Origin of the sequence: Lentibacillus halodurans (assembly GCF_900112045.1) — a bacterium.
GTDB lineage: Bacteria > Bacillota > Bacilli > Bacillales > Amphibacillaceae > Lentibacillus > Lentibacillus halodurans.
Genome location: NZ_FOJW01000006.1, coordinates 195,868 through 219,301, shown reverse-complemented (window position 1 = coordinate 219,301; position 23,434 = coordinate 195,868). Strand labels below are relative to the sequence as shown.

The following is a 23,434-nucleotide window of genomic DNA, read 5'->3' as shown; positions in this document are numbered from 1 at the left end:
AAACAAATTATCTCATTCACAGTCTTTTTAAACCAGTGCAATTTTTAAATTTCGATAAAGACTTATTCCGTTAACTGGCCCTTATATCCAGTTTAGGCGCTAATACTTATTCCTGATTAGCGGCCGTTTACGGAAGATTGCTATATATTATGTCGGTGGTGGGGATATTCAACTCTTGCCACCCATTAGTGAAAAAAGCAGTTAATAGTAACCCCTCTTTATTCATTTATTTCATAAATCAAAATATCAAATAATTCTTCTTCAGTATAAAGCAACATTGCCCATTTTCCTTTCTTTGGCACTTTTGCACTGGAAGGCATATGGGAATCTGCTCCGTTATTCGCTCCAGCAACGCTTTTTGTCCAACCGCTTTTTAGAATTTGATGAACGGTCTCGGTTTCTTTATGATATCCGACAACAGTTAAATCAACATTTTCTACACCCCATAGATGCCACATCCATTTCTGGCCGTTTAAGCTAGGCATATCAACACCAATAACACCAGACTTGTTTTCATTTCCGATAATCCCACTTTCACCAAATGCCACTGCTTTTCTTTCCCAATCAATCGTCTCAAAATCACTTGCCTGAACGAAATTAGGAATATCTTCAGGCAGATCTGATTTGTTTTCAACGGTTTCATCTGAGGTGCATCCAACAACAAAAAATAACAAACTTAAAAACATAAATAGCATAGATTTTCTCTTCAATGAAATCCTCTCCCTGAAAAATGGTTTTTCCTCAATAATGTCTTCTTCAACTAAACTCCCCTTTAGTTTAGCATCCATCAACAACATTTTTACCGAATGATCTTTCCTTTATTGCACATCTAGCCCCATGATGCAAAATTGGCGCAAGTCTTATTAGAGATTCGCGCCCAATTGTTGAAGGAGAATTAAATAAAATTCTCTATGATAAAGCAATAAATAAACATAATATGAAAGCAACACCTGACAATGGTGTCATAGTATGTCTTTCCTTCTTACTCTGAGATATTAAGTTTGCTAAAGTCATTAAACCGAGGGAAATTATAATAATCCATACTAATATATTTGTAGGTAAAAAGTCTAAACCATTTAAAACATTAGAATGTTTCAGGAGAACAAGACCCATAAATAAGAGAATCAAAGCACTAACAGCACTCACAATACGCAATTTTTTAGGTAAAATCTTATAATACCCCCCTAATGTAAATTCACCAAAAGGATAACCGAGTGTAAGCAACACTTGAAAAATTGCCAGGAACACAAACATAATCGCCACAATGATTGAAGATATATAGACAAAATCGACTTCCACTACATTACCTCCTCTTCAAGATACATTATTCAAGATAATGGCCTGAAAATGGCAAACTGGGCGCCGTCCTTTATTCCGGATTTGCGCCCGTTTAATGAAGATCGGAATTTTCAAGTATAAGTGATATATGATAAAAAATTAAAGCAGCAATGACACCCATTAAAGAAAAAAACTTAAAATCTAATATCATTTCTCCGGATAGCATTACTGGTATAAATCCTGTCAGAAACCCAAAAATACCATAGAGGAATAAATTTAATAAGTATCGCTTAGATTTTGAAATCACGGATAGTTTTTGAACTATTTTATTGATAAGGAATGAACTTGGAATGCCAAATATTAAATATGCAGGCAATGTATAAAATAAACCTATAATTACTATACCTAGAAATGGTTCATTGGATTCAGGAGCTTGAATATAAGATACAAAAGGCAATATGAAACTAAATATAATAGAAGATATTAAGGCAACACCTATTTTCTTACAAAATTTAATCAAATTCCTGAGAATGTGTACGTGATATAGATTAAATTCCATAAATTATTTTATACACCGCCCTTTTTTCACAGAGTAGGCTTTGATTATAATATGGTCGTCAAGTTTTATTCCGGAATGGCGCCCGTTTCTATAATAAGCAAGACGATTTGCCAGAGCTATGTAAGTCATTTCTTCGATGAAACAACAGCGATTATTAAAAATATAAATAATACCACACCTACTCCTAATAATAATGTTACAAAACTCATATTAATTCCCACCTTCGACTCTATAATAAACATAATTATTCTCAAGAAAAGCGCCCGATTGTTGAAGAATTACTTAAGTATCCTCTGAACAATTTTTGTTCTCCAAATTCCAAAACCTATTAACGCACCAATTATATTAAGGATGAAATCATCAATATCAAAACTTCCCTTTCTTGTAACTAATTGTATTGTTTCAATAAATAATAAAACTAAAATCATTAGAACAGTGAACATCCGCAATTTATTTGCTTTGTTTATGAAAAATGGTAAATATATGCCCATTGGTAAAAACATAAATAAATTACCGAATAGGTTTTTTATAGGTATATCAGCATTCATACTACCATCAAAAATTGCTTGAATATATGTACTTATTGTTTTAAATGGAACGAAATTGGAATTCAACCTTATAGTTTCTAACAGTGAAAGGTCCGTAGACCAGGTACCACCAACCCTATTTAAGAATAATAACATTGCCAATACAAATAAATATAATATAAAACTAATACTAAAAATGACCTTTATTGCCTTTTTCATTTTCTCCCCTCATTCTTCATTCTTAAACAAAACTTCTCCAAATGGTAAAATAAGCGTTCCTGCTTGTTCCAAAAACGCACCCGTTTGTTTAAGACTATCACAGCATAAAAATAACGACTACAAGACCTAATGATGTCCAAATAAACGAATAGGTGACTTTATTTTCATTGGAGATAGTATTTTGCTTTGCCTTATGTATAATTGCTAAAACAGTCGCGTTTATTAAAAATAAAATATAGTAAATTAATACATACACAATCCAACGATTGCTTTGTGTTACTTCACTTAGAGGACCTGCCAGAAAAAAGATAAAAACGACAACCAAGGATATAGCAAATACTACGGGTATAATAATATACATTTTATCCCATAACCGGTGCTTTAGGAACGTGCCGCTTTTCTTCGTTTGAAAGTACATCAATAAGCTAAGTAAACCAATTGTCACTACTAAAAATAAACACGTCATTAACATCGATGTATTTATTGCGTTAGTTGAGGAAAATGGTATTCCGATATCTTTCTTGAATATATCTGCCATAAATGCAAGGACTACTAATAAAGTAATTATAAAACCTTGGAATAGTGTCCAGCGTGAAAAGAACATCGTACATCACTTCCTTGTATTATTCCGTTAACTGATTCTTAAGTATGGAACGGACGCTAAATCATATTCTTGATTAGCGCGCGATTGCATTGCTGTAACTGTCCACTGAATTTTTATTGTATGCTGTCTTTTAAAAATAGTTTTGGAGTGAAATACGCAAATATTGCTGCAAGAAATGCAATAAGCAATGATGCATAAGAAGAACCACCCTTAATAACAGTGTTATTAGATAAATTAGCAGCTTGGTTCCAAGCACTTGTTATATCTGGAGTATAAAAAATAGTCAACAAATACCCAGAAAGGATTTGGAATACTGCAAATAAAATTATAAAACTAATGGAAAACACAATATATTTTTTCATTAAATATCCTCCTCATCTTATTCCGTTTTCGCGCCCTATTCTGGAAGAGTTTCTTCCTTTTCTTCTATTTCAATTCTGTAATATTCCACCTTAGTAACAATGTAATCAAATATCATCAAGCTTTTTGTAGAATTAACTACAGTTCCGTAGTCTTTATCCGCTCCATGAGCCAAAGCATGTCTACTTAAATAATCTATTGGTTCTAAATGCAGAAAACCTTTTAGTGTATTTTTTTTGTAATAAGAATTCCAAACACCATCAAATTTATTCGATTCAGTATCTAATACTTCTTCTAATGCTTTCTTTTGATAATCACCAGTGAAATTTCCTTTATCATTCCTTAATTTAGGAAACGTTTCTGCTAGCACACCTTCAATTTGAGGAAACACTGCAAGTGTAGACAAAGAAAACAATTCTAGTTTATGAGCATTAACTATTTCCTCCATAATGTGAATTCTGTCTTTCAAACAATCCATTTCATTCCATGTTTCCAATTTCTCATCAATGTACTCTTTATGAAAAACACGAACTATAAATTGATCTAAAACATTGACTTGGTCATTAAAGTTTTCTAATTCCCTTAATTGATTGTTCAAATCTTGGAGAGAATCTATAGATATGTCAGTAGATATTGGCGGATAATTTAACTCGGATAAAAGCTCCGATAACTCTTCCAGAGTCAATTCCCGTTCCTGTAATAGTTCTTTCCATCGATTAGCAACTACGGCCATTTGTTTTTGGAATTCTGAAGCTGCACGACCGATTGAACTTAGGGATTCACTAAATCTTTTTTGCTTTTTCATTATTTCAACGAGAGGACTCTGCGTGATTTTTTCCATTCTTCTTTGATGCTCAGCAACCTTTTCAAATAGGTTAGGTATATTGGGATATTTATTCATTCTACCACCCTTATTGCTTCCTTTTTGCAAGAATTTATTCCTTTAAATTGTCCGATTCTGGTATATTTTTATTCGGGAAGTGCGCCTGATGATTGAATAGTCTCTTTCTAATTTTTGCTGATATTCTAGAACAAGGACAACGCCTTAGCATGATATTATTTCACATTTCTATACTTGAAGAGCGTTAAAAGATAGTCGGTACCAGCCCACCATCCATACGGATTGGGGACCCTTTAAATGCGGATGCATAAGGGCTACAGACAAATGTAGTTAGCCTTCCTATTTCAGTAGGTCTAATAAATCTTTGTATCTCAGATTGAGGTAGGTTTGCAGTCATAAATTCCTTCTCTTTCTCTGAAAAAGTCATATCTTTATTATCGTACATACCCTCAATGATTTGATGCACATTTTCAGAGAGTGTTGGTCCTGGCATGATCGTATTGACTGTAACATTTTTTCCTATTGTTAATTTAGATAAGCTTTTTGACAATGATAATAGCATTGATTTTGTCATACAATACTGAGGCATTTGTCCTGAAGGCATCACTGCTTCTTCACTCGCAATAAAGATAATCCGGCCAAACTCATTGTTCAACATTTTAGGTAAATAAAATTTAGATAAACCATTTGCAGCAAGAACATTGGTACGGAAGTATTTTTCCCATACTTCATCGTCAACGTCCTCATATTGCATGATTTCATAAATACCCATATTGTTAACTAAAATATCAATATTGGGATACTTTTCGAATAAAATTTTTCGTTGTTCAACATCCACAATATCGGCTGCAGCATTTTGAGGAGAGGTTGTAGGGAAATCTGATTTAATTTCATTTACAATTCGCTCTACCTCTTCATAATTTCGGCCATTAATAAGGACATTAACACCTTCCTTTGCAAGCTCAATAGCAATTGCTTTACCTATACCTTTTGTTGAGCCTGTAACTAAAGCTGTTTTGTTGGTTAGTCCCATGTCCATAATACATTTCTCCTTTTCGTTTATAGTTAAAAACAAGGTCAGTTTATCGAGTTGTACCTAAATGTTCAGTACGCCAATTTGAGGGCGTATCTCCCTCCCAAAGCCGAAAGGCCCGATAGAACGAGTTTTGATCCTCATAACCAATCAGGAAGGCAACTTCGCGAATATCGAGCGAGGGATCTGCTAAGTACTCCCGTGCCTGTTCTTGTCGGACTTGTGTTAACAGATGTTTGAAGCTCGTCCCTTCGTCATGAAGACGGCGCTGCAAGGTGCGATTACTCATCCCTAACTCGCCTGCGACAGTCTGGATGTTGGAACGCCCTCCTGGCAGGCTACGTTTCATGATCCACTTGACCATCTTGGTAATTGAATTACCAGGTTGCTGCTCATCTGCCGATTGGCCCAATACGGGGGTCAGAATTTCCAGCAACTCTGCGTTGTACGAGACAAAGGGGCGGTCCAGGTCACTTCTATGGAGCGTCAATTTGTCACGACTTCCACCGATTTGGACACGGCATCCGAAGTAAGCTTCAAGTGACTGAACATCGCCCATTAAATGCGAAAATTCCACGGACTTCGCCGTCAATGGCTGACCAGTGCCCCGGCGTCCTAACTCCAAAAGAAATGCCAGCGTGATACCAATCAACATCGACGGACCGGGTTGCTCTGTATACAACCATCCCAGTTCGATAGTACATTCATCGCCTTCCTCTGTGATAAGTAAGCTTTCAGGGGGGCACAGTCGTTTATACCGAGCCATGCGTGTTAGTGCGTCGCGGTAGTCACGAGCGTGGTAAGCTGCTAAAACAGTTGGTGGAAAATGAACTGTTTCGAAGCCGGTCGTTAGCTTGATGATTCCTTTAGCTGTGTCACCTATGATATCGGAATACGCCTGCCAAATTGAGAAATATTGGGGGGTGGTGACAACTGGTTCATTAATGATAGTGAGTGGAAGTCCCGCTTTTCGGGCCACTTCATGGGGGGCAATCCCTAATTGACGTAATCCCGTCCAAAATCCTGCCGGGAATTTAATACGAGTATAAGACGTCATTTATAAACCCCTCCCTTAGCTATCTATAACTTGACAAGTTTTTATTGTGTCTACCCTGTTGGTAGGACAGTTAATATATTACCAATCCAATGTTGTTTTGTAACTAGCAAAAGGCGACATACAACTAACTGTTTACGTCAAATTAATCCTGTTGATGTGATTGAAAATGTATTAGTGTTTTTTTATTTATTCCTATTCATTAGGGAGTACATTCTGAGTTATCATAAAACAACCTGCTCTCCTTCTTCCACAAACTGGCCCGATTGTTTAATCGTATTGTATCAGAAATATTCTTTAAGTTGAAAATTTATCTGGTATACGTTGTCTTAAAAATGAACAGGCTCTGATTTTTTTCATTGAATCAGGCTTTATCCCCCGATTTTGATCGAACTTTATTTTAAATCAACATTAGCGGGGGTGCTGGCAATCATTTATATGTTTAATAAATACTTGACACAAACTGACTACAAATGTAGTATTAGATTACAGTTGTAGTCATAATTTCAAGATGACGGTAAGGTAATGGGTGAAACTAATGACGCTGTAGATTGCGTATTCACCTGTCGCCGTGAATCAAGTAACAACAGCGCACCATACATTTGCAGCTGAGACTTATAGAATTGGATACTGTATACCATATTAAGATCGTTTGTAAAGGGGTTGGAAGGGTTGAGACGATTTTGGATGGTCATCATCATGATTGTGTTTCTTGCTCTTGCAGACGGTTGCTCAGATAAGGAAAAGCCAGAGGATGCTTTTAAAGCATATCTTGCCAATTGGCAGGACATGAATTTTGAAAACATGTATCAGCATCTGTCCGAGCAATCTAAAGAGGACATGACGAACGAGGAATTTGTGGCACGTTATAACGATATCTATCAGGGAATTGAAGCTAAAAAAATAAAGATAGATGGCATATTTGATGGCAAAAACGAAGAGGAGGCGGAAGACGATTCGGTTACCTTCAAGTATCACGTGAAAATGGAAACGTTGGCTGGCCCTATTGAATTTGACCATCAAGCGACTTTAGTTATGGAGAAAAATGAATCTGACCAAGAATGGCTTGTGGAATGGGAACCGGCACTTATTTTTCCTTCTCTGGAAGAAGGGGAAACTGTAGCGGCCGAAACATTAGTAGCATCGAGAGGAGAAATCAGCGATAAAAATGGCGTTGGTCTTGCGATTAACGCTAAGACTAACGTCATTGGAGTCGTACCAGGCAAATTCGACGATGAAAAGAAGGATTCTAAAGAAGCGTTATCTGATTTATTGGGTATAACACCGGATGACATAAACCAGAAGTTAAGTTCCTCATGGGTAAAACCTGATTCATTTGTGCCGCTTGCCACATTGCCGCAGGATGAAGACAATCTTCGGCCCTATTTTGATATTCCCGGGGTGGCAGCGCAAGAAAAAATAGTCCGCACTTATCCCTTCGGCGCTTCGACAGCCCATTTAACGGGTTATGTACGGGAGATCACGGCAGAACAAATTACCGAATTGCAAGAAAAGGGTTATACCTCGGGTGATATCGTTGGAAATACCGGGCTTGAGGAGATTTTTGAAGAAGCGTTAAGAGGGAAAGATGGCGGTCATGTTTATATTAAGCACGCAGATGGCAGCTTTAAGGAAACGTTGGCTAAAGCCGATCCTGTTTCAGGAAAGGATATTCAGTTAACGATTGATGCCAATCTTCAGCAGGAAATTTATGATCAGCTGAAAGGGGATGCAGGGACTGCTGCAGCGATAGACCCAAAAAAAGGAGCAGTACTGGCGCTTGTCAGTTCGCCTTCCTATAATCCCAATGCGTTCATCAGAGGTCTTTCCGGCGAGCAATGGGCGGAATGGCGTGACAATCCCGATAAACCGTTGTTAAATCGCTTTATCAATCGCTATGCACCAGGTTCAGTATTTAAGACGATTACAGCAGCTGCAGGGCTAAAATCAGGTGTAACAGATCCGGAGAAAGTCAGACAGATTGACGGACTTCACTGGACAAAAGATGCGTCATGGGGTGATTACTACGTGACGCGTGTTCATGATAAAAGTTCTGTGACTTTACGAGATGCCTTTGTATATTCCGACAACATTTATTTTGCTCAAGAAGCACTCGAAATGGGGAAAGACACCTTTTTAACCGAAGCAAAGGCATTTGGATTTGACGAAGAACTTCCTATTCCATTTTCGGTTGATCCGTCTATACTTTCGAATAATGGGATCAATAGCGAAGCACAGCTGGCTGATTCTGCCTATGGCCAGGGTGAGGTCATGATGAGTCCTCTTCATCTTGCATTAGCTTACACGCCTTTTTTAAGTGAAGGTGATTTGTTAAGCCCTTATTTGTTGAAAGATGAAGAAGGACGAACTGTCTGGAAGAAAAATCTGATTGAGCCGAAAATCGCTGAATTAATCAAAGAAGATTTAATCCAGGTTGTTGACGATCCTAATGGTACGGCACATGGTGCTTATATTCCAGGCATGACGATTGCAGGGAAATCTGGTACAGCCGAAATCAAAGATAATAAAGAAGACAAAAAGGGTACGGAAAATGGCTGGTTTATCGGTTTCGACACAGAAGATAACAAATTACTGCTGGCAATGATGATTGAGGATGTAAAAGAGCGCGGTGGCAGCGGTTACGTCGTTCCGAAAGCACAAAATGTTTTTCAATCATTACAGTAGTCATTTGGCTGGGTAAGCTGTAACCGGGATGGCGTATGGATAAAAGGGAAGTACTGAAAAAGTTCAATACATAGGCATTGCCTGCTAATTCGCCTATGTATTTCGAGCATTGGTGATAAAAACGTTTAGAAAGAGGTTAGATTTTAATGACTTGTTGGAACACGATTTTTAATTTAAAAAACACTGTACCTGTATTACTTTTTGTATGTGTTATGGTTGTCGGTTGTTCAGAGGATAACGCCGAGTCTGTTCAATCGAAGCAAAAAGAAGAAACTTCGATTACAGATGATTTTGCCAAACTTGAGGATGAGTTTGATGCGAGACTTGGTGTCTTCGCCCTGGACACGGGTACAAACGAAACAGTAACCTATCGACCAGATGAACGTTTTGCATATGCATCTACTTTTAAAGTTCTAGCTGTAGGCGCACTATTACAACAAAAGTCAATAGCAGACCTAAACCAAAGAATTACCTATACACGTGATGACCTTGTCAATTATAATCCGATCACCAAGAAGCATGTTGATACAGGCATGACGCTTAAGGAGCTTTGTGATGCTGCTCTTAGATACAGTGACAATACTGCGGCAAATCTTATACTTGAGCAGCTTGAAGGTCCGAGCGGGCTAAAAAAATCCCTCAGAGAGATTGGCGATCATGTTACCGAGCCGGCGCGAATTGAGCCGGCGTTAAACGAGGTTAAACCAGGAGAAACGCATGATACTAGCACACCAAAAGCACTTGCTGACAGCCTCCAGGCATTCACAGTCGGAGACGTACTCCCAACAGAAAAACGTGTGATGTTAATCGATTGGATGAAAAGAAATACGACAGGTGATACATTAATCCGTGCTGGCGTGCCGGAGAGTTGGGAAGTAGCTGATAAAACTGGAGCAGCATCATATGGCACTCGAAATGACATTGCGATCATTTGGCCACCAGAAGGGGATCCTATTGTTCTTGCCATCCTATCCAGTCGCGATAAAAAGGATGCTGAATATAAGGATAAGCTTATTGCACAGGCAACAGAGGAAGTCATCGATACTCTTCGAAGTGAAAATGTTAATCCCCCTAAAAATTAGGGGGGGTTGTATGACTTAAGGCCAAAATAAAGAACGATACTTTTCCAAGAAAAGCTTCTACTTAAATTCACTGGATAAAAAAGTTTTTTAATCGGTTTTCCCATAACCTTCCGGCGCAGAGATGTCCCTTTCTGCAGCACGACTTACTGTTTCCCATTCTTTCCATGTAGCAATACGCTCTTTTGTGCTATCAATGGCTACATCAAAAAGCATGCTGCCAAGGACAAGTCTTAAAGGCGGATTATCACAGTTCACAATTTTTAAGATAGCTTCTGCTGCTAGGCTTGGATCACTATCGACTGAGCCTTCGGAAAACTGGCGAGCCAATTCATCCCGTAATGATTCATAGGGTGCTAATGGATGACTGTTTTGCATTTTTAAATAAAGATTCGTCCAATAGCCACCCGGCTCTACAATCGTTAACTTAACACCAAAATGTTTAGCTTCTTGCGCTAAAGCTTCACTCATTCCTTCAAGTGCAAATTTACTAGCACTATAATTATCGGACATTGGACCGGTAACCAAACCTCCGATGCATGATATTTGTATGATATGCCCGGAACCTTGCTCCCGAAAGTACGGCATAGTTGCCTGATAGACCCAGAGAGCACCAAAAAATTTGTTTCCATCTGGCTTCGTGCCTCGTCTTCACTTAATTCTTCGATCATTCCCATGATCATGTTACCTGCATTATTGGTAACAATATCAAGGTATTCGAAATGTTCCTTTGCCGCCTTCACTGTAGATAACACAGTTACTTCTATTCGTAACATCGAGTTTCAACGGTAACAGTCTTTCGCGGTATTTACTCTTTAACTCATGTCACGTTTCGATGGTTCTTGCTGCAGCTGCTACTTTATCACCTGACGCCAGTGCCGCCTTTGCATATTCGTATCCCAGTCCACTGCTTGCACCTGTAGTGAACCATACTCGTCTATTTTCTATGTTTGTCATAACTTATCTACTTCTTTTTGAGGTTGGGTGTAAATTCGTATTCTTTTCAATCAACAGAAAGTTAGGTACTCTGCTTAGCCCAAAATGGTTATGCAAACACGAAAACATTTATGTGTTGAACTATTTTACACTCTCAATAGTACTGATATACCTTCAACTGAAAAAATCACAGGAAGTGCCATTGGAGCAAAATATCGAGTTTTAGAAATCAAAAAGAGAGGAGATAAATCCCCTCTCTCATAACACACATATGTATACTGAAGGTTTCCTTATAAATGAAAGATCAATCTATTACTCTGAGCATAAGCAGAGCCTTTGAACGTATTCAATTAACGGTTCAAAGTTAGAATATCAATCATCATGAAACCTCCATCCATTAAAGTTAGTACAATCATAACACAAAAATTTGATTCTTCAAATGATTTTAGGGAGATAATATAAGCGTCAGTGCACTAGGGATGAAAATAAAAAATTATTTAATAATCGCGTGCAATTGTTGAAGACCATAGGTAGAAAAGATCAACCTATCTTTTTTAGAAATTAAACCGCAAAAAACAGAAAGAATTTCTTACCCTTAGGAGGTACACTAAAGGTAGAATAAGGGGTGAAATCATGGGTATGAAATCGATTGATTTATATCAAGGAATGGCATTATATATCGCAACCATGTTGGGATTAGGGGTTCTTTTTTTCAGCCACTAGAATTCCACGCAGAATGGTTTTATTGTTATCTGTTTTGCAGCAGCGGGTATGTTTTGTACATAATGTTTGATAATGGAAATTACTCCGCAGAGGGTGGTGAAACTGATGAAAGCGTCAAGTAATATTCCTGAAGATACAATGTGGGAGGCAACAGTTGCATGTAACCCTGAATATGATGGAAAGTTTTTTTATGCGATAAAGACAACAGGGATTTTTTGTCGGCCATCCTGCAGATCCAAAACTCCGAAGTCTCAAAATGTATCCTTTTTTTCAAATGCTGTCAAAGCCCAAAATGCAGGATATCGTCCCTGTAAGAGGTGCCGACCCGAATTGAAATCAAAGCATTATGACCCATTTGAATTGATTATAGAAGATACGAAAGAAATCATTGATCATCATTACTGGCAAAACATTCATCTGAATGATATGGCAGTAAAGGTGGGGGTCAGCCGTTTCCATTTAAATCGGATCTTTAAAAACAGGACCGGGTACACGCCACGTATGTATTTGGAAAAGACCAGAGTCAAGAAAGCGAAAGAGCTTCTTTTAACAACCACTTTAAATAGTACGGAAATTGGTTATCACGTAGGATATCAAAGTATTTCGAGTTTTTACAATGCGTTTAAACGCAGCACAGGTCTTTCACCAAGTCAATTTAAGGTCAACCATATGGAACCCCCAGCCTATTAAGGACTTGGTTAAGACTTAAAACTAGCATTATTCTGCGAGGGGGAAAGCGGCTGGCTTTGAAAGTCACTTATATGCACTTGATGAACCTCTTACTACTTTGTACCAATTTATGAATCTAAAGCAGTTCATCAAAACAGTACTGGGAGGAACCCTGAACATGATCATTTATGATGAGTGTCATACAAAAATCGGTTGTCTGCGGTTTATGTTCAAAAAGGAGGGCACACTTGAACACATCGTGTTAACAGATGAACTCTGGCATGTTTTTACTGCCAAGCAAACTGTAAAAAGAAGCGATGACCTTGGGAAACCCGTCTGTCAACAATTCAAGGAGTATCTTCATGGGGAACGCCAGCAATTCGGCTTGCCCTTTGCACTGAAAGGGACCCCGTTTCAAAAGCGAATATGGCAGGCCTTGCGAAAGATTCCTTATGGGGAAATTCGAACGTATTCTGACATAGCAGCTTCTATCGGAAGACCGAAAGCTGCTCGTGCAGTAGGGCGTACGAATGCTGTCAATCCTTTGCCTATCCTGTTTCCTTGTCACCGTGTTGTTGGCATTAATAAAAAACTGACCGGCTATGCAGGCGGGACGGATATGAAAAAACAATTGCTGAAGATTGAGGGGGCTAAAATAACAGAAGAAGCAATTATTAACTCATGGCAGGGGAAAACTGGCATCTAATTGACAGGGACGATCTATATCGTGACTTCTCATGCTTCTCACTTCCTAAACTATCATAAGAAAAATGTCGTAAAGATTGAAATAATCGGGAGTAGTCAGGAATAGACGATGTTCTCTTGCTTTCAATATTCATTGTTGGGAGGGATTTTAAAATATGGATAAGGATTTACAAAAATGTCGATCAGACCATGTACGGATCGCGACATTTTACGAAGCATGTAAATAGTGCTTTTTATCGGAGCGGATAATGATTGTTAAAACGATTGGACTCATGTAATTCAAAGGATATACAAGTGCAGCGAGCTTTTAGAATACCAATCTAAAATGATGAGTTATTTAAATACAAGTTTAGGTATTTTGACACAATGGGAAATGAAAATAACTAAAATATTATGAGATTGTATAATGAAGGGATGTGAAATAACAAATAACATCGCGATCCCGTTATACAACAATAGATGTCCTTTGGGGAATGTGATATTAAAAAATTCCTGTTCCATTTGATTGTGTTGACGGATTTCAGGAGACATTTTATAGCCGGCCCGATGCTTTTTTGGAAATAGAAATACGTTTATCGCAGTCAGCATGGGGGTTTTTACCCGAGGAAGTTGAGGACAAACTAGTAAAGACTCTTTCAGATGACCTTGAATCAGGTTAATGGAAAAATATGGAGGGTATAGGTCGTACCCCACTTTTACCTGTACACTTCGACTTATAATAGCAACCCTACCTTAAAGCTGATTAGCACTATACGATAATCGGGCGTATATAATAAGATTAAATTAGGAAGAAGAGACAAACTTGCTTGCTAACTCCCTTCCTTAATAGATAAACATTGTAAAAAGCGTTACCTTGGAAGCTGTGGTATAATCTTTCAAAGTATTAAGTCGGCAGGGGGACCATATGAATAACATAAGAAGTGTTTTAAAACATCAGTATGACGTTGACATTGCCGATATAGTGCCTCAGCAAGGTGGATGGTCAACACTTGCTTATAAGGTGTCTGACATGAATCAACGTTATTTCTTGAAGGTATATGAAAAAAGCCGAGCATCCACACCGAAGTTGACGGCCCTTATTGATCAATATATGCCAATTATGGTTTGGTTGATGCACAATAGCAATTTGAAGGGAAACATCACTGTTCCTTTATTAACCGTGAATGGAGAATATAAGTGTGAAGATGATGTTGGCATTTATTTGCTTTATGATTACATTGATGGAGAGACGATTGGTAACCGTAAGTTAACAGAAGACCAGATTCAGCAATTCTCGGAAATCATTGCCAGTCTTCATTTCTATGGAGAAGAAATCCCCATAGAAACAGATTCTATTAAGGAAGACTTTCAAGTCCCATTTTTGCAATTGTTCAGGGACATATTAAATGATGAAAATAAGCATATCGCAGGTGGTGTAAGAAAAGTAGTCAGTCCTTACGTAAAGCAAATAAATGATCTGGTTAATACCGTTGAAAAACTAGCGATATATTTGAAAAATAGTGATTTAAAAATGGCTTTATTGTCATACGGACTTGCACTATTGGAATTTAATGGAATCTGAAGAACAATTGGTATTGATTGATTGGGAAGGATTGAAATTAGCGCCTGTTGAAGCTGATTTAATGTTTTTGGTTGATAAGCCATACTTTCATACATTTTTAAAAATGTATCAGAAAACACACCAAAATTTTAAGCTCAATCCCGATGCCTTGCATTTTTACCAAGGCAGACGAAAGCTGGAAGATATAGGCGAGTTTATGGAACAGCTTTTATTTGATTCATTAAATGAACAAGAAAGAGTTGTTACAATGAATTATTTAAAGGAAGAACTAAGAACCATAAGTGGATGATGTTTACTATATATCCAAGGAAGTGAACATCCTTATCCAATTTATGACTTGATTTTTGGACAATTGCTTCTATGAAAGGTATTGTAAAACGCTATGGCAGTGAGCTTGCTCTTGATTATGTAGATCTTGATATTCAAAAAGGAGAGATTGTTGGATTGCTCGGGCCAAACGGTGCCGGTAAAACGACACTTATTCATACACTGACAGGATGATTCCGCTTGATGAAGGCAGCGTCCAGCTCTTCAGCAGGTACAAAATAAACAAAAGATAGGTCTTGTCACCCAGGAGCTAACCGTATTTGAAGATCTGACGGCCAAAGAAAATCTGGAATTCTTCGCAGGTGTTTATGGGTTGAAAGGGGAGGAGCGCAAAAAGCGAGTCCAGGAAGCATTAGAATTTGTCGGGCTCTCCTCAAAGCATGGAAGCTTCCGAAAAAGTTTTCCGGTGGGATGAAACGAAGACTGAACATTGCCTGTGCGCTGACGCATCGTCCGAGACTGCTTATCATGCTTGAAGGGTAAAAAAATCATCTCAGGCTTTTTCAGTCTGGGATGATTTTTCGGCACGTGATAATGGAAATAGGTCGAATTACATGAATGTTTCATAGATGGTGTTCAAAAGTAACAAGCATTTGACAAAAATTTTAGGGTATATATATCTTTTTTCTTATTTTTAAATTTTCGAGTGTTTTAAATTGTCAGATTAAAATGAGTGGTGATATAGTTATTGACAAATCTACTAAGGAGGTTAATAGAGTGAGATTTGTCAAATTTTCATTTACTATTTTAATTGCATTCCTTCTCACTTTCATGTCGGCAACATCGGTATTTGCTGCTCAGCCGGGATTGCCTTCGTTTCCGGAACCAGAGGACACGCAATCATGGGTTCTTCCGGAAGATATGACATGGGATGATTACAAATCGGTTCCTGGAATTGACTGGCGGAATACCGATGTGGAACCGGATAGAGTACTTAAAGGTGCTCTGGTCGTGGTAGATTTTCCTGATCGCGAATTTATTTTGAGTCAGGAAGAGGGATCTGAACTGGCAGGTAACCCGATAAACGGAAATATTCCGAGAGAAGACGTCCCGGAATTTTGGGAAAATTTTCTGACTGAACCGCAACCGTTGAATAACTACCGTTCAATTGATGAATTTTGGCGTGAAAACTCATATGGAAAATGGGCAGTTGAAATTGATGCATTTGGAACTTACCAAATGGATCACAATGAATTCGAGTATGGCATGGGCGAATTCGGTCAGGAAGAAAATCTGCCACCTGGATATGATGACACATATGATTTAAGGGAAGATGCCCTGGAAAAGGCCCAGGACGATATTGACGCATCTGGTGAAACGTACGACTTCACATTCGTATTACATGCAGGGTATGATGAATCAGGCATCTGGCAGGAGTTTGGCGAAATGATGTTTGCAGGGCCAGAGGATGTTTCGGATACGTTCGGTCCGCCGTCTGAATTTGATACGATGCAAAATTGGGCCAACACCCGTTATGTTGACTGGACCTCTTGGGTTGCTGCAAAAAGTCTTTGGTCAAGAGCAGGTAACGGCATTTCCATCCAGGGTGAGAATGATGGTATGGGGACCTTTGCACACGAATTTGGTCATATTATGAGTCTGGGGGATAATTACAACAACCCTTATGGTGATCCGGTATCACGCACCTATTCAGGGCCTTGGGAATTGATGAGCCGTGGCAGTTTCAATGGTCCAGGCGGTCCGCACACCCGTTGGATGGTAATGCCGACACTTGGAGGTTCCGCCCCAGCGCATCATATGTTGCGCAATAAAATGAAGCAAGGATTCTTGGAAGAAGATGATTACTTGAACTTGGATCGTGATGAACTTGCTGAAACAGGGCCGGTTGTTGCTGATATTACGGCAAGAGAAGTTCCTATTGGCGAAGAATTCGGACGTGACGGGCTTCATGGCATCAACATTGAAATGGAGGATCTGACTCCGCCGAATTCATTGGAGGATGATTGGCGTGCCGATATGCAACGCGGTGAAAAGTGGTATGACAACTATACGATTGAAGTTGTTGACAGGGTCGGATTTGATTCATTTCAGCCGGATTCAGGTGTTTTGATGGCTAAAACGAAGAATACGGACGCACCGCCATATATTTGGGCGATTGACGCTCATCCTGAAGATATTGATCAGGTAGACTTCACCAGACCAGATGGGTCGGAGGCGATGTATTCGAAAGGTGACTACCGTCAATTGTCCGACGCCCTTTTTAAAGCCGGAACTGCTGAAGGGGTTGTTAATGAATATCAGGATGAACATAACCGGCTTCACTTCTATGTTCTGGATAAAAATCATGATAATCAAGGAGTCCTTTCCTATCGCGTAGCTGTACGGCATATGGATGCTGCCAACAGCTTTGAAAGCGGTGTGGATGCATCTGTTGGTGACGTTGATCGCGCAGTTCCTGGACGTGTGGCCACTTACAACTTCACTGTTACCAACACCGGTGAAGAAACGGACTTATTCAGGCTGAATGTCGATACAGAAGCAGGCTGGGAGACGATGATTGAAAACAATGTGATCGAAGCTGATGCAGGCGAAACCGTGACTGTTCCTGTATATGTCATGATTCCATCGGGCGGAAGAGGCAATCAGAAACCGACCCCGACTGAGCTGACATTTCAAGCAAGTTCAGAAACGGATACAAATGCTTCCACCACTGTAACACGCCGTGTGGGACCAGGCGGTGTCAGATAGTATTTTAGAAATAAGGGTGAGTGCTGAAGGGCATCCACCCTTATTCATTGTTTACCAACTATTTAATCCGCACTCCAATTCATCCGATATTAAGATTAAATTAAACAGAAGAGAATACGGTGGATGATTGATATTGTCGTGAAATCGGGTTATCAAGGACAGGGACTTGGAAAGCTGGTTATGAAGGAACTTATGAACTATCTGGACAAAAATACATACTCTGGTTTTTATGTAAGTCTGATAGCTGATGCCGCCAACAAAATTTATGAACAATTTGGATTCAAGTATACCTATCCCAGATCACATGGTATGTACCGAATGTATTAGGGTCGCCACTGCCGTTATGGCAGGAACAGTTTCACTGACATACTGTTATTAAAACCACTGTGTACCTCTAGGCCTTACATTGTATCCGAAGCGTACCTCTGGATTTTGCAATCAGTATTCTTAGTTCAGAAGGGAATGAATCCAGAATGTCTAAAGCCGATAATATGCTTGCTATTCTCTGGCTGCTGAAAACTGAAAAACGAATGACTGCCAACCAATTGGCTGAAGAACTTGAGATACATATACGAAGTGTTTACCGCTATATTGATGGTTTGTGTGCCAGCGGTGTTCCGATTATCGCCGACTCCGGGCATAACGGAGGGTATTGCTTACTTCGTGAATTCACCGAAGTTCCATTGTTTTTTGACCTGGAGGAACAAAAAGCACTTATACACGCGGCCAGATTTGCGGATGAGGCAGGCTATCCTTTTAGTGATGCATTACACGAGGCAATCGCTAAGCTAAAAAGATATACCAATCCAGAACAATTGCATGCAATTGACCGCCACTCAGTAGGGTTTGATGTGATCAGCCCATTGCCCGACGCTTCCTTGGAACCCTTGCTTCAGGAACTGGAAGTGGCGGCTGCAGAAGGGTATACCCTTTTAATGGAATATCAGAAAGGATATCGGGACTCTTCCCGAAAACGCCGTGTTGATCCTTATGGACTTATCAATTGGAGGAATAAATGGTATATGATCGCCTATTGTCATCTCCGCCATGATATACGAAACTTTCGAGTTGACCGGATCAACTCTCTGTCCAGAACTGAATGGGCATTCCAACGTCCATCGAATTTTTCAGCTCGTTATTTCTTTCTTGAAAATCTTTTGCCTGATCTGCAAAATCAGGATCAGCTTATTTCCGTTTGTATTCAAGGAAGCCCACAAGCAATAAATGACCTTTGTGACCATTGGTTATTCGGACATGCTCTTCAGGAACGGTCAAATGAGCAGGTTCATTTTAAATTAGGCGAGAAAGCGATTTCGACGTATGTACCTTATTTTCTTCTTCCCTATGGTACATCAATACAAGTGTTGGAACCGTCTTTTTTAAGGGAAAGCCTGACCGATGTCATATCGAAGCTGTACAATCATTATCAAAAAATTGAACTTGACTGACCGTATTTGTCAGTCAAGTTGTTTTATGATGACAGCAGGATCGGTAAATGATTAAACACTGATCGAATTCAAAATGCAGTAGGAGGCGGGAAATGAAACAAGTTGAACATATGTAAACAAGTGGGTGAGACATCGTGAAGTGCTTGGTGAGCTGTTGGAGCCGATTGAAGATGAGCATGTTCATTTTAAGCCTTGGGAAGGTGCTTAGTACTCGGCGAGCTTTCAATGTATGTTGTCCAATGGAATGACGCCTTCGTTAAGTTGGTTAAGAAAGGACGTTTGGAAGTGCCAGATGTCGTTGCATGCACGACTATGGCCGAAGTTCGCCGCAATGTAAGCGAATTTGGGGAAAAACCAAAGCCGAGTACACATCATTGCTGGATGCTGACCTCGAAGCTGAACAAGTCTTTTCATTATCTGATTTTCGGGCACCAGGAAAAACATTCATGGAAATGATGTATGATCATGAAATCCATCACAAAGCGCAAATATTCGTGTGTGCGTGTATGATTGGTGTGAAACATGTACCGTTTTTTCGTTAATCATACAAAAGCAACGTTTGCAGGAAGGTAGAAAAAGGATGCACAAATCCATGAAAATAGAATTAAACGATGTGTTCGGATTTATCATGTTGAAAATATATGTGAGAGGAGCAAGCTAATGGAAAGTAACCGGGCAAAGAAAATGTACGATTACCACGTATGGGCTAACCAGCAACTGTTTCAGCACTTGAAGCAGCTGCCTGAAGAGGTTTATAACAAAACTGTAAAAAGTGTATTCCCTTCAATCTCGGATGTTCTGGTCCATCTTTATGCAGGGGACATTATCTGGCTGGAAACGATGAAAGGAAGCAGCTTTAATGATACTGTCAATGAAGTTGAGCGTCGACAGTCAGAGGCCTCAGGGGTACCGATAAATGAGCTGGAAAGACTATATGACGGGCTTTCAAAGGAATATTATAACTTTTTTGCCGCTCAGGAGGATTTAGAACACATTATTTTCACTGAACATCCTCGATATGGTCGCAGTGAGTTCGCCCTTGCTGACCTCATTCACCATGTAGTGAATCACGGAACATACCATCGCGGAAATGTGACAGCAATGCTGCATCAACAAGGAGAACGGGGCGTACCTACTGATTATGTGTTTTTTCTATACTAAATGATAACGCTTTGTATTGCTTTTGCTGAATCATGAATTAAGCAGACAAGGTGAATAATGATCAACCGTCATTCGTATAAACTATATAAAAAAGGTCAAACATACGCTATGGCGGTTTTGGCAAACGATAAAGAAAGTTCGGTCTAATGATATGCGATTGCTAATTTATCCTTATGTAACTCGTTAGAACGTTTTTCTAAGGACATTCTTCCTTCTAAAGCGTTATTAATAAGTCACCTTCGTTTAGGGTTGTTGAACCTGTAGGATTAATGGATATGTCGATACCATGATCAATTCCTAATACAAGTAAATTTTTCTGATCCAGTAAGGCATACTGACATTCTTTGAACGTTTTGCCGGTTAAATCATCTGGAACAGAAATAGATTTGTAACGCTGATCCAGCATCTTTTTCAGCGATGTGTACTCTGCCTTGGTACTATGAAGCTCATGAAAAAATAATGTACCTATCAGCTCATTTAACCGGATAACATATGCCCCGGCACGTCTTGCATTTTCCATTTGATTTTTAGTAAGAATCTCAGTGAAAATTGGAATGTCAGGGTTAATTGCTTTTATTGTAATTGTAATCAAAATGGAATAATGATCTGACTCTTTTTCTCCTATCGCTGATTCTGATGTCACTACAACTGATTTAGCCTGCTGAATATCTGCCTTTAATAAAGTATCTTTATTTGATGCATCTCCATGTATGATGATAGAGTCAGGTATATCCTGAGGTGGTTTATCAAGTGTGCTATCGATAAGTAATACCTCTTCCCCCCTCTTTGTAATCGCGCTTATCAACTGTTTTGACCGTTGATTCCATCCGACAATAATATAATGATTTTTCATATTAACTCCCCCTCAATCCACTTAAATACGGAACATCCGATCCATGCTGTTTAAAAAACTTAATTCACCCTGTCAAAATGTCTTCGCTTGCATATCGGACATGAGCAGTCCTTTGCGTTGCAAGCGAAAAAGCTAATGTTAAAGGACCGAGTTTGCCGATCATCATCGTAACAATAATCATCAGCTTGCCAATCGCCGTCAAGTCCCCTGTTAATCCCATAGATAGACCTACCGTACTAAATGCAGATACTGTTTCAAAAACAATCGTGATAAATGAAGCATCTTCGGTTATATCCAGGATAAAAATATCCATCACTACCCAGGAAAAACCTATAACGGCAATGGCCAATGAGCGGACCACTGCTGCATCGGTAATGGTTTTTCGAAAAACACTGATTTCGCTCCTCCTGGTCAGAAAAGCAGTAACAGAAAGCATCAACGCAAGAAATGTTGTCAATTTTATGCCACCGCCAGTTGACGCACTGCCAGCACCAATAAACATCAATAAAATGGTGAAAAACAGTGTTGAGTCATTTAAACTTCCTGTACCAATTGTATTAAATCCAGCCGTTCTTGGTGTCACAGCCTGAAAAAAAGCAGCCTGTATTTTGTCAACGAGGGACAGATTATCCAGTGTTCCAGGGTTACTGAATTCCAGCAGAAATACTAATATCATCGCCATACTATTAATGACAACTGTACCAACAACCATCAGTTTTGTATGTAAGCTGAATTTTTTAAACTTTTTCTTTTTCCATATGTCAAAAATCACTGTAAAGCCAATACCACCAAGGATAAACGTTGAGGTAATAATAAGATTGACCACCGGATCCCCGACAAAACCAGATAAGCTGTCAGACCAAATGGAAAAACCTGCATTATTAAAAGCGGATATCGCATGAAACAAACTGGCGAACAGACCTTCTTCCCATCCCAGAAGCGGGACCCATCGGATAACTAACAAAATGAATACAACAGTCTCAACGGATAAAGAAAATAAAAGGATTTTCTTGGCAAGAATGATCACGCCACCTATGGAGTTCTGGTTAAGTGATTGTGTAATGAGCACATGCTCTTTAAATCCAATCTTTCTTCCTGCCATTAAAAATATAAAAACGGCGAATGTCATAATTCCCAGGCCGCCAAGGTGGATCAATAACAATATGATGATATGGCCAAATAGTGTAAATGCTGTACCAGTATCCACGACAATCAGCCCTGTCACCGTCAATGCCGATGTTGCTGTAAACATGGCATCCAGTATGGTGACGGGCTCAGTTGTGGAAATAGGCAGTTTCAATAAAAATGTTCCGATAACAATAAACGTTATAAAAATCAATACCAAAAATTGAGCAGGATTGAATTTTCTATTAATCAATGGCTATACCACCTCGTTCTCAAAACGGTTAAGATTACTGTTGCTGCCGATCGTCACAAGTATATCTGTTCGAAAAATTTCCGTTTCTGGAGGAGGTGAAACAATGATATTAGTTGAGCTCCGTTTTACTGCCACCACATTACAATTATAATTGTTTTGGATGTCGAGTTCAGATAATGTTTTCCCGCTAATCTTTTTACTTGCTTTAATCTCAACAATGCTGTACTCATCAGATAACTCAATATAGTCTGTTACCTTATCTGATACAACATTATTAGCGATTCGGACTGCCATATCCCGTTCTGGATGAATGATTTTGTCAGCACCTATTTTCTTGAGTACTTTCTCGTGATATTCATTTTGAGCCTTTACCCATACGTGATCTATTCCCATTTCCTTTAAGATAAGCGTAGCAAGTATACTTGACTGCTGATTTTCCCCAAAGCTGATGATGACATAATTAAAATTGCTGATTCCCACTTGTTCCAAAGAGTCTTCATCAATGGCATCCAATTCAGCTGCATGACTAACTATTGAAGAAAACTCTTGAACGCGTTCCATGTTCTTATCAAGAGCCAGAACATCGACACCAATATCAGCGAGTTCTTTGCATAAATTCCCCCCAAAACGCCCTAACCCAATGACGGCGAATTCTTTTCGTGTTTTTTCCTGTCCCAATTTGCTACTCCCTTTCTCAGTTAGGGTTTTTAGCAGTATTCACATTA

Annotated in this window: 24 protein-coding genes and 2 pseudogenes; 13 read left to right on the top strand and 13 right to left on the bottom strand. The window is 39.1% G+C overall.

The window, feature by feature from the left end; all coding sequences use genetic code 11:
- Nucleotides 1-218 precede the first annotated feature (218 nt).
- The 8 genes from BM195_RS09315 to BM195_RS09275 all read right to left on the bottom strand — a co-directional run bounded on the left by BM195_RS09315 (nt 219) and on the right by BM195_RS09275 (nt 6,478).
- Nucleotides 219-788, bottom strand: coding sequence for a hypothetical protein (locus tag BM195_RS09315; protein WP_244535718.1), 570 nt, complete (start codon nt 786-788; stop codon nt 219-221).
- Nucleotides 789-909: 121 nt separating this feature from the next.
- Nucleotides 910-1,299, bottom strand: a complete 390-nt coding sequence (locus BM195_RS09310) for a hypothetical protein (RefSeq protein ID WP_244535717.1) — start codon at nt 1,297-1,299, stop codon at nt 910-912.
- A gap of 816 nt (nt 1,300-2,115) precedes the next feature.
- Entirely contained in the window at nt 2,116-2,583 is a 468-nt protein-coding gene (locus BM195_RS09300) for a VanZ family protein (protein WP_090236959.1), read from the bottom strand.
- 97 nt (nt 2,584-2,680) lie between these two features.
- The gene (locus tag BM195_RS09295; protein WP_090236956.1) at nt 2,681-3,187 is read right to left on the bottom strand and encodes a hypothetical protein; all 507 of its coding nucleotides are present in this window, start codon (nt 3,185-3,187) and stop codon (nt 2,681-2,683) included.
- Between the two features lie 113 nt (nt 3,188-3,300).
- Nucleotides 3,301-3,549 (bottom strand): hypothetical protein, encoded by a 249-nt coding sequence (locus BM195_RS09290; RefSeq protein WP_090236954.1) that lies wholly within the window; start codon nt 3,547-3,549, stop codon nt 3,301-3,303.
- 35 nt (nt 3,550-3,584) lie between these two features.
- Nucleotides 3,585-4,478, bottom strand: coding sequence for a hypothetical protein (locus tag BM195_RS09285; protein ID WP_090236951.1), 894 nt, complete (start codon nt 4,476-4,478; stop codon nt 3,585-3,587).
- A 154-nt stretch (nt 4,479-4,632) separates the two neighbouring features.
- Nucleotides 4,633-5,427, bottom strand: a complete 795-nt coding sequence (locus BM195_RS09280) for an SDR family NAD(P)-dependent oxidoreductase (protein WP_090236949.1) — start codon at nt 5,425-5,427, stop codon at nt 4,633-4,635.
- 43 nt (nt 5,428-5,470) lie between these two features.
- Nucleotides 5,471-6,478, bottom strand: coding sequence for an AraC family transcriptional regulator (locus tag BM195_RS09275; RefSeq protein WP_090236946.1), 1,008 nt, complete (start codon nt 6,476-6,478; stop codon nt 5,471-5,473).
- 669 nt (nt 6,479-7,147) lie between these two features.
- On the opposite strand from BM195_RS09275, the gene BM195_RS09270 reads away from it, so the two are divergent.
- Together BM195_RS09270 and bla are read left to right on the top strand one after the other, a co-directional pair.
- Nucleotides 7,148-9,160, top strand: a complete 2,013-nt coding sequence (locus BM195_RS09270) for a penicillin-binding transpeptidase domain-containing protein (protein WP_090236943.1) — start codon at nt 7,148-7,150, stop codon at nt 9,158-9,160.
- Nucleotides 9,161-9,306: 146 nt separating this feature from the next.
- Nucleotides 9,307-10,242: a class A beta-lactamase gene (gene bla, locus BM195_RS09265; protein WP_090236940.1), complete on the top strand. Its 936-nt coding sequence runs from the start codon at nt 9,307-9,309 to the stop codon at nt 10,240-10,242.
- Between the two features lie 87 nt (nt 10,243-10,329).
- Here bla and BM195_RS09260 read toward each other — a convergent pair.
- Nucleotides 10,330-11,015, bottom strand: a pseudogene (locus BM195_RS09260) (SDR family NAD(P)-dependent oxidoreductase).
- Nucleotides 11,016-11,064: 49 nt separating this feature from the next.
- Complete coding sequence (locus BM195_RS18850; RefSeq protein WP_280141254.1) at nt 11,065-11,196, bottom strand: hypothetical protein; 132 nt, start codon at nt 11,194-11,196, stop codon at nt 11,065-11,067.
- An 807-nt stretch (nt 11,197-12,003) separates the two neighbouring features.
- Between BM195_RS18850 and BM195_RS19000 the strand changes: the two genes are divergently transcribed.
- From BM195_RS19000 to BM195_RS09215, 11 genes and pseudogenes are all read left to right on the top strand, one after another.
- On the top strand, nt 12,004-12,588 hold the full coding sequence (locus BM195_RS19000) for a bifunctional transcriptional activator/DNA repair enzyme AdaA (RefSeq protein ID WP_090236936.1): 585 nt from the start codon (nt 12,004-12,006) through the stop codon (nt 12,586-12,588).
- 157 nt (nt 12,589-12,745) lie between these two features.
- Nucleotides 12,746-13,273 carry a methylated-DNA--[protein]-cysteine S-methyltransferase gene (locus tag BM195_RS09250; RefSeq protein ID WP_090236934.1) on the top strand — a complete coding sequence of 176 codons (528 nt, stop codon included), beginning with the start codon at nt 12,746-12,748 and terminating at the stop codon, nt 13,271-13,273.
- 903 nt (nt 13,274-14,176) lie between these two features.
- A complete protein-coding gene (locus tag BM195_RS09245; RefSeq protein ID WP_342028026.1) occupies nt 14,177-14,833 on the top strand; it encodes a protein kinase family protein in 657 nt (218 codons plus the stop codon).
- On the top strand, nt 14,823-15,122 hold the full coding sequence (locus BM195_RS18995) for a hypothetical protein (protein WP_342028025.1): 300 nt from the start codon (nt 14,823-14,825) through the stop codon (nt 15,120-15,122). Before BM195_RS09245 ends, BM195_RS18995 begins: the two co-directional genes overlap by 11 nt.
- 71 nt (nt 15,123-15,193) lie before the next feature.
- Nucleotides 15,194-15,334 (top strand): ATP-binding cassette domain-containing protein, encoded by a 141-nt coding sequence (locus BM195_RS18555; protein ID WP_244535716.1) that lies wholly within the window; start codon nt 15,194-15,196, stop codon nt 15,332-15,334.
- Between the two features lie 46 nt (nt 15,335-15,380).
- Nucleotides 15,381-15,637: pseudogene (locus BM195_RS19140) on the top strand (ATP-binding cassette domain-containing protein); the annotation flags it as partial.
- Nucleotides 15,638-15,877: 240 nt separating this feature from the next.
- Nucleotides 15,878-17,869, top strand: coding sequence for a M6 family metalloprotease domain-containing protein (locus BM195_RS09235; RefSeq protein WP_090236931.1), 1,992 nt, complete (start codon nt 15,878-15,880; stop codon nt 17,867-17,869).
- A gap of 123 nt (nt 17,870-17,992) precedes the next feature.
- Nucleotides 17,993-18,196: a GNAT family N-acetyltransferase gene (locus BM195_RS09230; protein ID WP_090236929.1), complete on the top strand. Its 204-nt coding sequence runs from the start codon at nt 17,993-17,995 to the stop codon at nt 18,194-18,196.
- Nucleotides 18,197-18,342: 146 nt separating this feature from the next.
- Entirely contained in the window at nt 18,343-19,317 is a 975-nt protein-coding gene (locus BM195_RS09225; protein WP_090236927.1) for a helix-turn-helix transcriptional regulator, read from the top strand.
- Between the two features lie 302 nt (nt 19,318-19,619).
- On the top strand, nt 19,620-19,859 hold the full coding sequence (locus BM195_RS18550) for a hypothetical protein (RefSeq protein ID WP_244535715.1): 240 nt from the start codon (nt 19,620-19,622) through the stop codon (nt 19,857-19,859).
- Nucleotides 19,860-19,977: 118 nt separating this feature from the next.
- Nucleotides 19,978-20,478: a DinB family protein gene (locus tag BM195_RS09215; protein ID WP_090236922.1), complete on the top strand. Its 501-nt coding sequence runs from the start codon at nt 19,978-19,980 to the stop codon at nt 20,476-20,478.
- 214 nt (nt 20,479-20,692) lie between these two features.
- On the opposite strand, the gene BM195_RS09210 is transcribed toward BM195_RS09215, so the two are convergent.
- The 3 genes from BM195_RS09210 to BM195_RS09200 all read right to left on the bottom strand — a co-directional run bounded on the left by BM195_RS09210 (nt 20,693) and on the right by BM195_RS09200 (nt 23,387).
- The gene (locus BM195_RS09210; RefSeq protein WP_090236918.1) at nt 20,693-21,331 is read right to left on the bottom strand and encodes a potassium channel family protein; all 639 of its coding nucleotides are present in this window, start codon (nt 21,329-21,331) and stop codon (nt 20,693-20,695) included.
- A gap of 64 nt (nt 21,332-21,395) precedes the next feature.
- Nucleotides 21,396-22,709 carry a TrkH family potassium uptake protein gene (locus BM195_RS09205; protein WP_090236914.1) on the bottom strand — a complete coding sequence of 438 codons (1,314 nt, stop codon included), beginning with the start codon at nt 22,707-22,709 and terminating at the stop codon, nt 21,396-21,398.
- 3 nt (nt 22,710-22,712) lie between these two features.
- Nucleotides 22,713-23,387, bottom strand: a complete 675-nt coding sequence (locus tag BM195_RS09200; protein ID WP_090236913.1) for a potassium channel family protein — start codon at nt 23,385-23,387, stop codon at nt 22,713-22,715.
- Between the last annotated feature and the right edge of the window lie 47 nt (nt 23,388-23,434).

What these genes read in the sequence shown, in the direction of transcription:
- BM195_RS09230 (WP_090236929.1), top strand. Translation starts at nt 17,993, where the DNA reads ATGATTGATATTGTCGTGAAATCGGGTTATCAAGGACAGGGACTTGGA.
- BM195_RS18850 (WP_280141254.1), bottom strand. Translation starts at nt 11,196, where the DNA reads ATGACAAACATAGAAAATAGACGAGTATGGTTCACTACAGGTGCAAGC.
- BM195_RS09225 (WP_090236927.1), top strand. Translation starts at nt 18,343, where the DNA reads ATGTCTAAAGCCGATAATATGCTTGCTATTCTCTGGCTGCTGAAAACT.
- BM195_RS09210 (WP_090236918.1), bottom strand. Translation starts at nt 21,331, where the DNA reads ATGAAAAATCATTATATTATTGTCGGATGGAATCAACGGTCAAAACAG.
- BM195_RS09295 (WP_090236956.1), bottom strand. Translation starts at nt 3,187, where the DNA reads ATGTTCTTTTCACGCTGGACACTATTCCAAGGTTTTATAATTACTTTA.
- BM195_RS09280 (WP_090236949.1), bottom strand. Translation starts at nt 5,427, where the DNA reads ATGGACATGGGACTAACCAACAAAACAGCTTTAGTTACAGGCTCAACA.
- BM195_RS18550 (WP_244535715.1), top strand. Translation starts at nt 19,620, where the DNA reads ATGCACGACTATGGCCGAAGTTCGCCGCAATGTAAGCGAATTTGGGGA.
- BM195_RS09250 (WP_090236934.1), top strand. Translation starts at nt 12,746, where the DNA reads ATGATCATTTATGATGAGTGTCATACAAAAATCGGTTGTCTGCGGTTT.
- BM195_RS09215 (WP_090236922.1), top strand. Translation starts at nt 19,978, where the DNA reads ATGGAAAGTAACCGGGCAAAGAAAATGTACGATTACCACGTATGGGCT.
- BM195_RS18555 (WP_244535716.1), top strand. Translation starts at nt 15,194, where the DNA reads ATGAAAGGTATTGTAAAACGCTATGGCAGTGAGCTTGCTCTTGATTAT.
- BM195_RS09275 (WP_090236946.1), bottom strand. Translation starts at nt 6,478, where the DNA reads ATGACGTCTTATACTCGTATTAAATTCCCGGCAGGATTTTGGACGGGA.
- BM195_RS19000 (WP_090236936.1), top strand. Translation starts at nt 12,004, where the DNA reads ATGAAAGCGTCAAGTAATATTCCTGAAGATACAATGTGGGAGGCAACA.
- BM195_RS18995 (WP_342028025.1), top strand. Translation starts at nt 14,823, where the DNA reads ATGGAATCTGAAGAACAATTGGTATTGATTGATTGGGAAGGATTGAAA.
- bla (WP_090236940.1), top strand. Translation starts at nt 9,307, where the DNA reads ATGACTTGTTGGAACACGATTTTTAATTTAAAAAACACTGTACCTGTA.
- BM195_RS09300 (WP_090236959.1), bottom strand. Translation starts at nt 2,583, where the DNA reads ATGAAAAAGGCAATAAAGGTCATTTTTAGTATTAGTTTTATATTATAT.
- BM195_RS09290 (WP_090236954.1), bottom strand. Translation starts at nt 3,549, where the DNA reads ATGAAAAAATATATTGTGTTTTCCATTAGTTTTATAATTTTATTTGCA.
- BM195_RS09315 (WP_244535718.1), bottom strand. Translation starts at nt 788, where the DNA reads ATGGATGCTAAACTAAAGGGGAGTTTAGTTGAAGAAGACATTATTGAG.
- BM195_RS09245 (WP_342028026.1), top strand. Translation starts at nt 14,177, where the DNA reads ATGAATAACATAAGAAGTGTTTTAAAACATCAGTATGACGTTGACATT.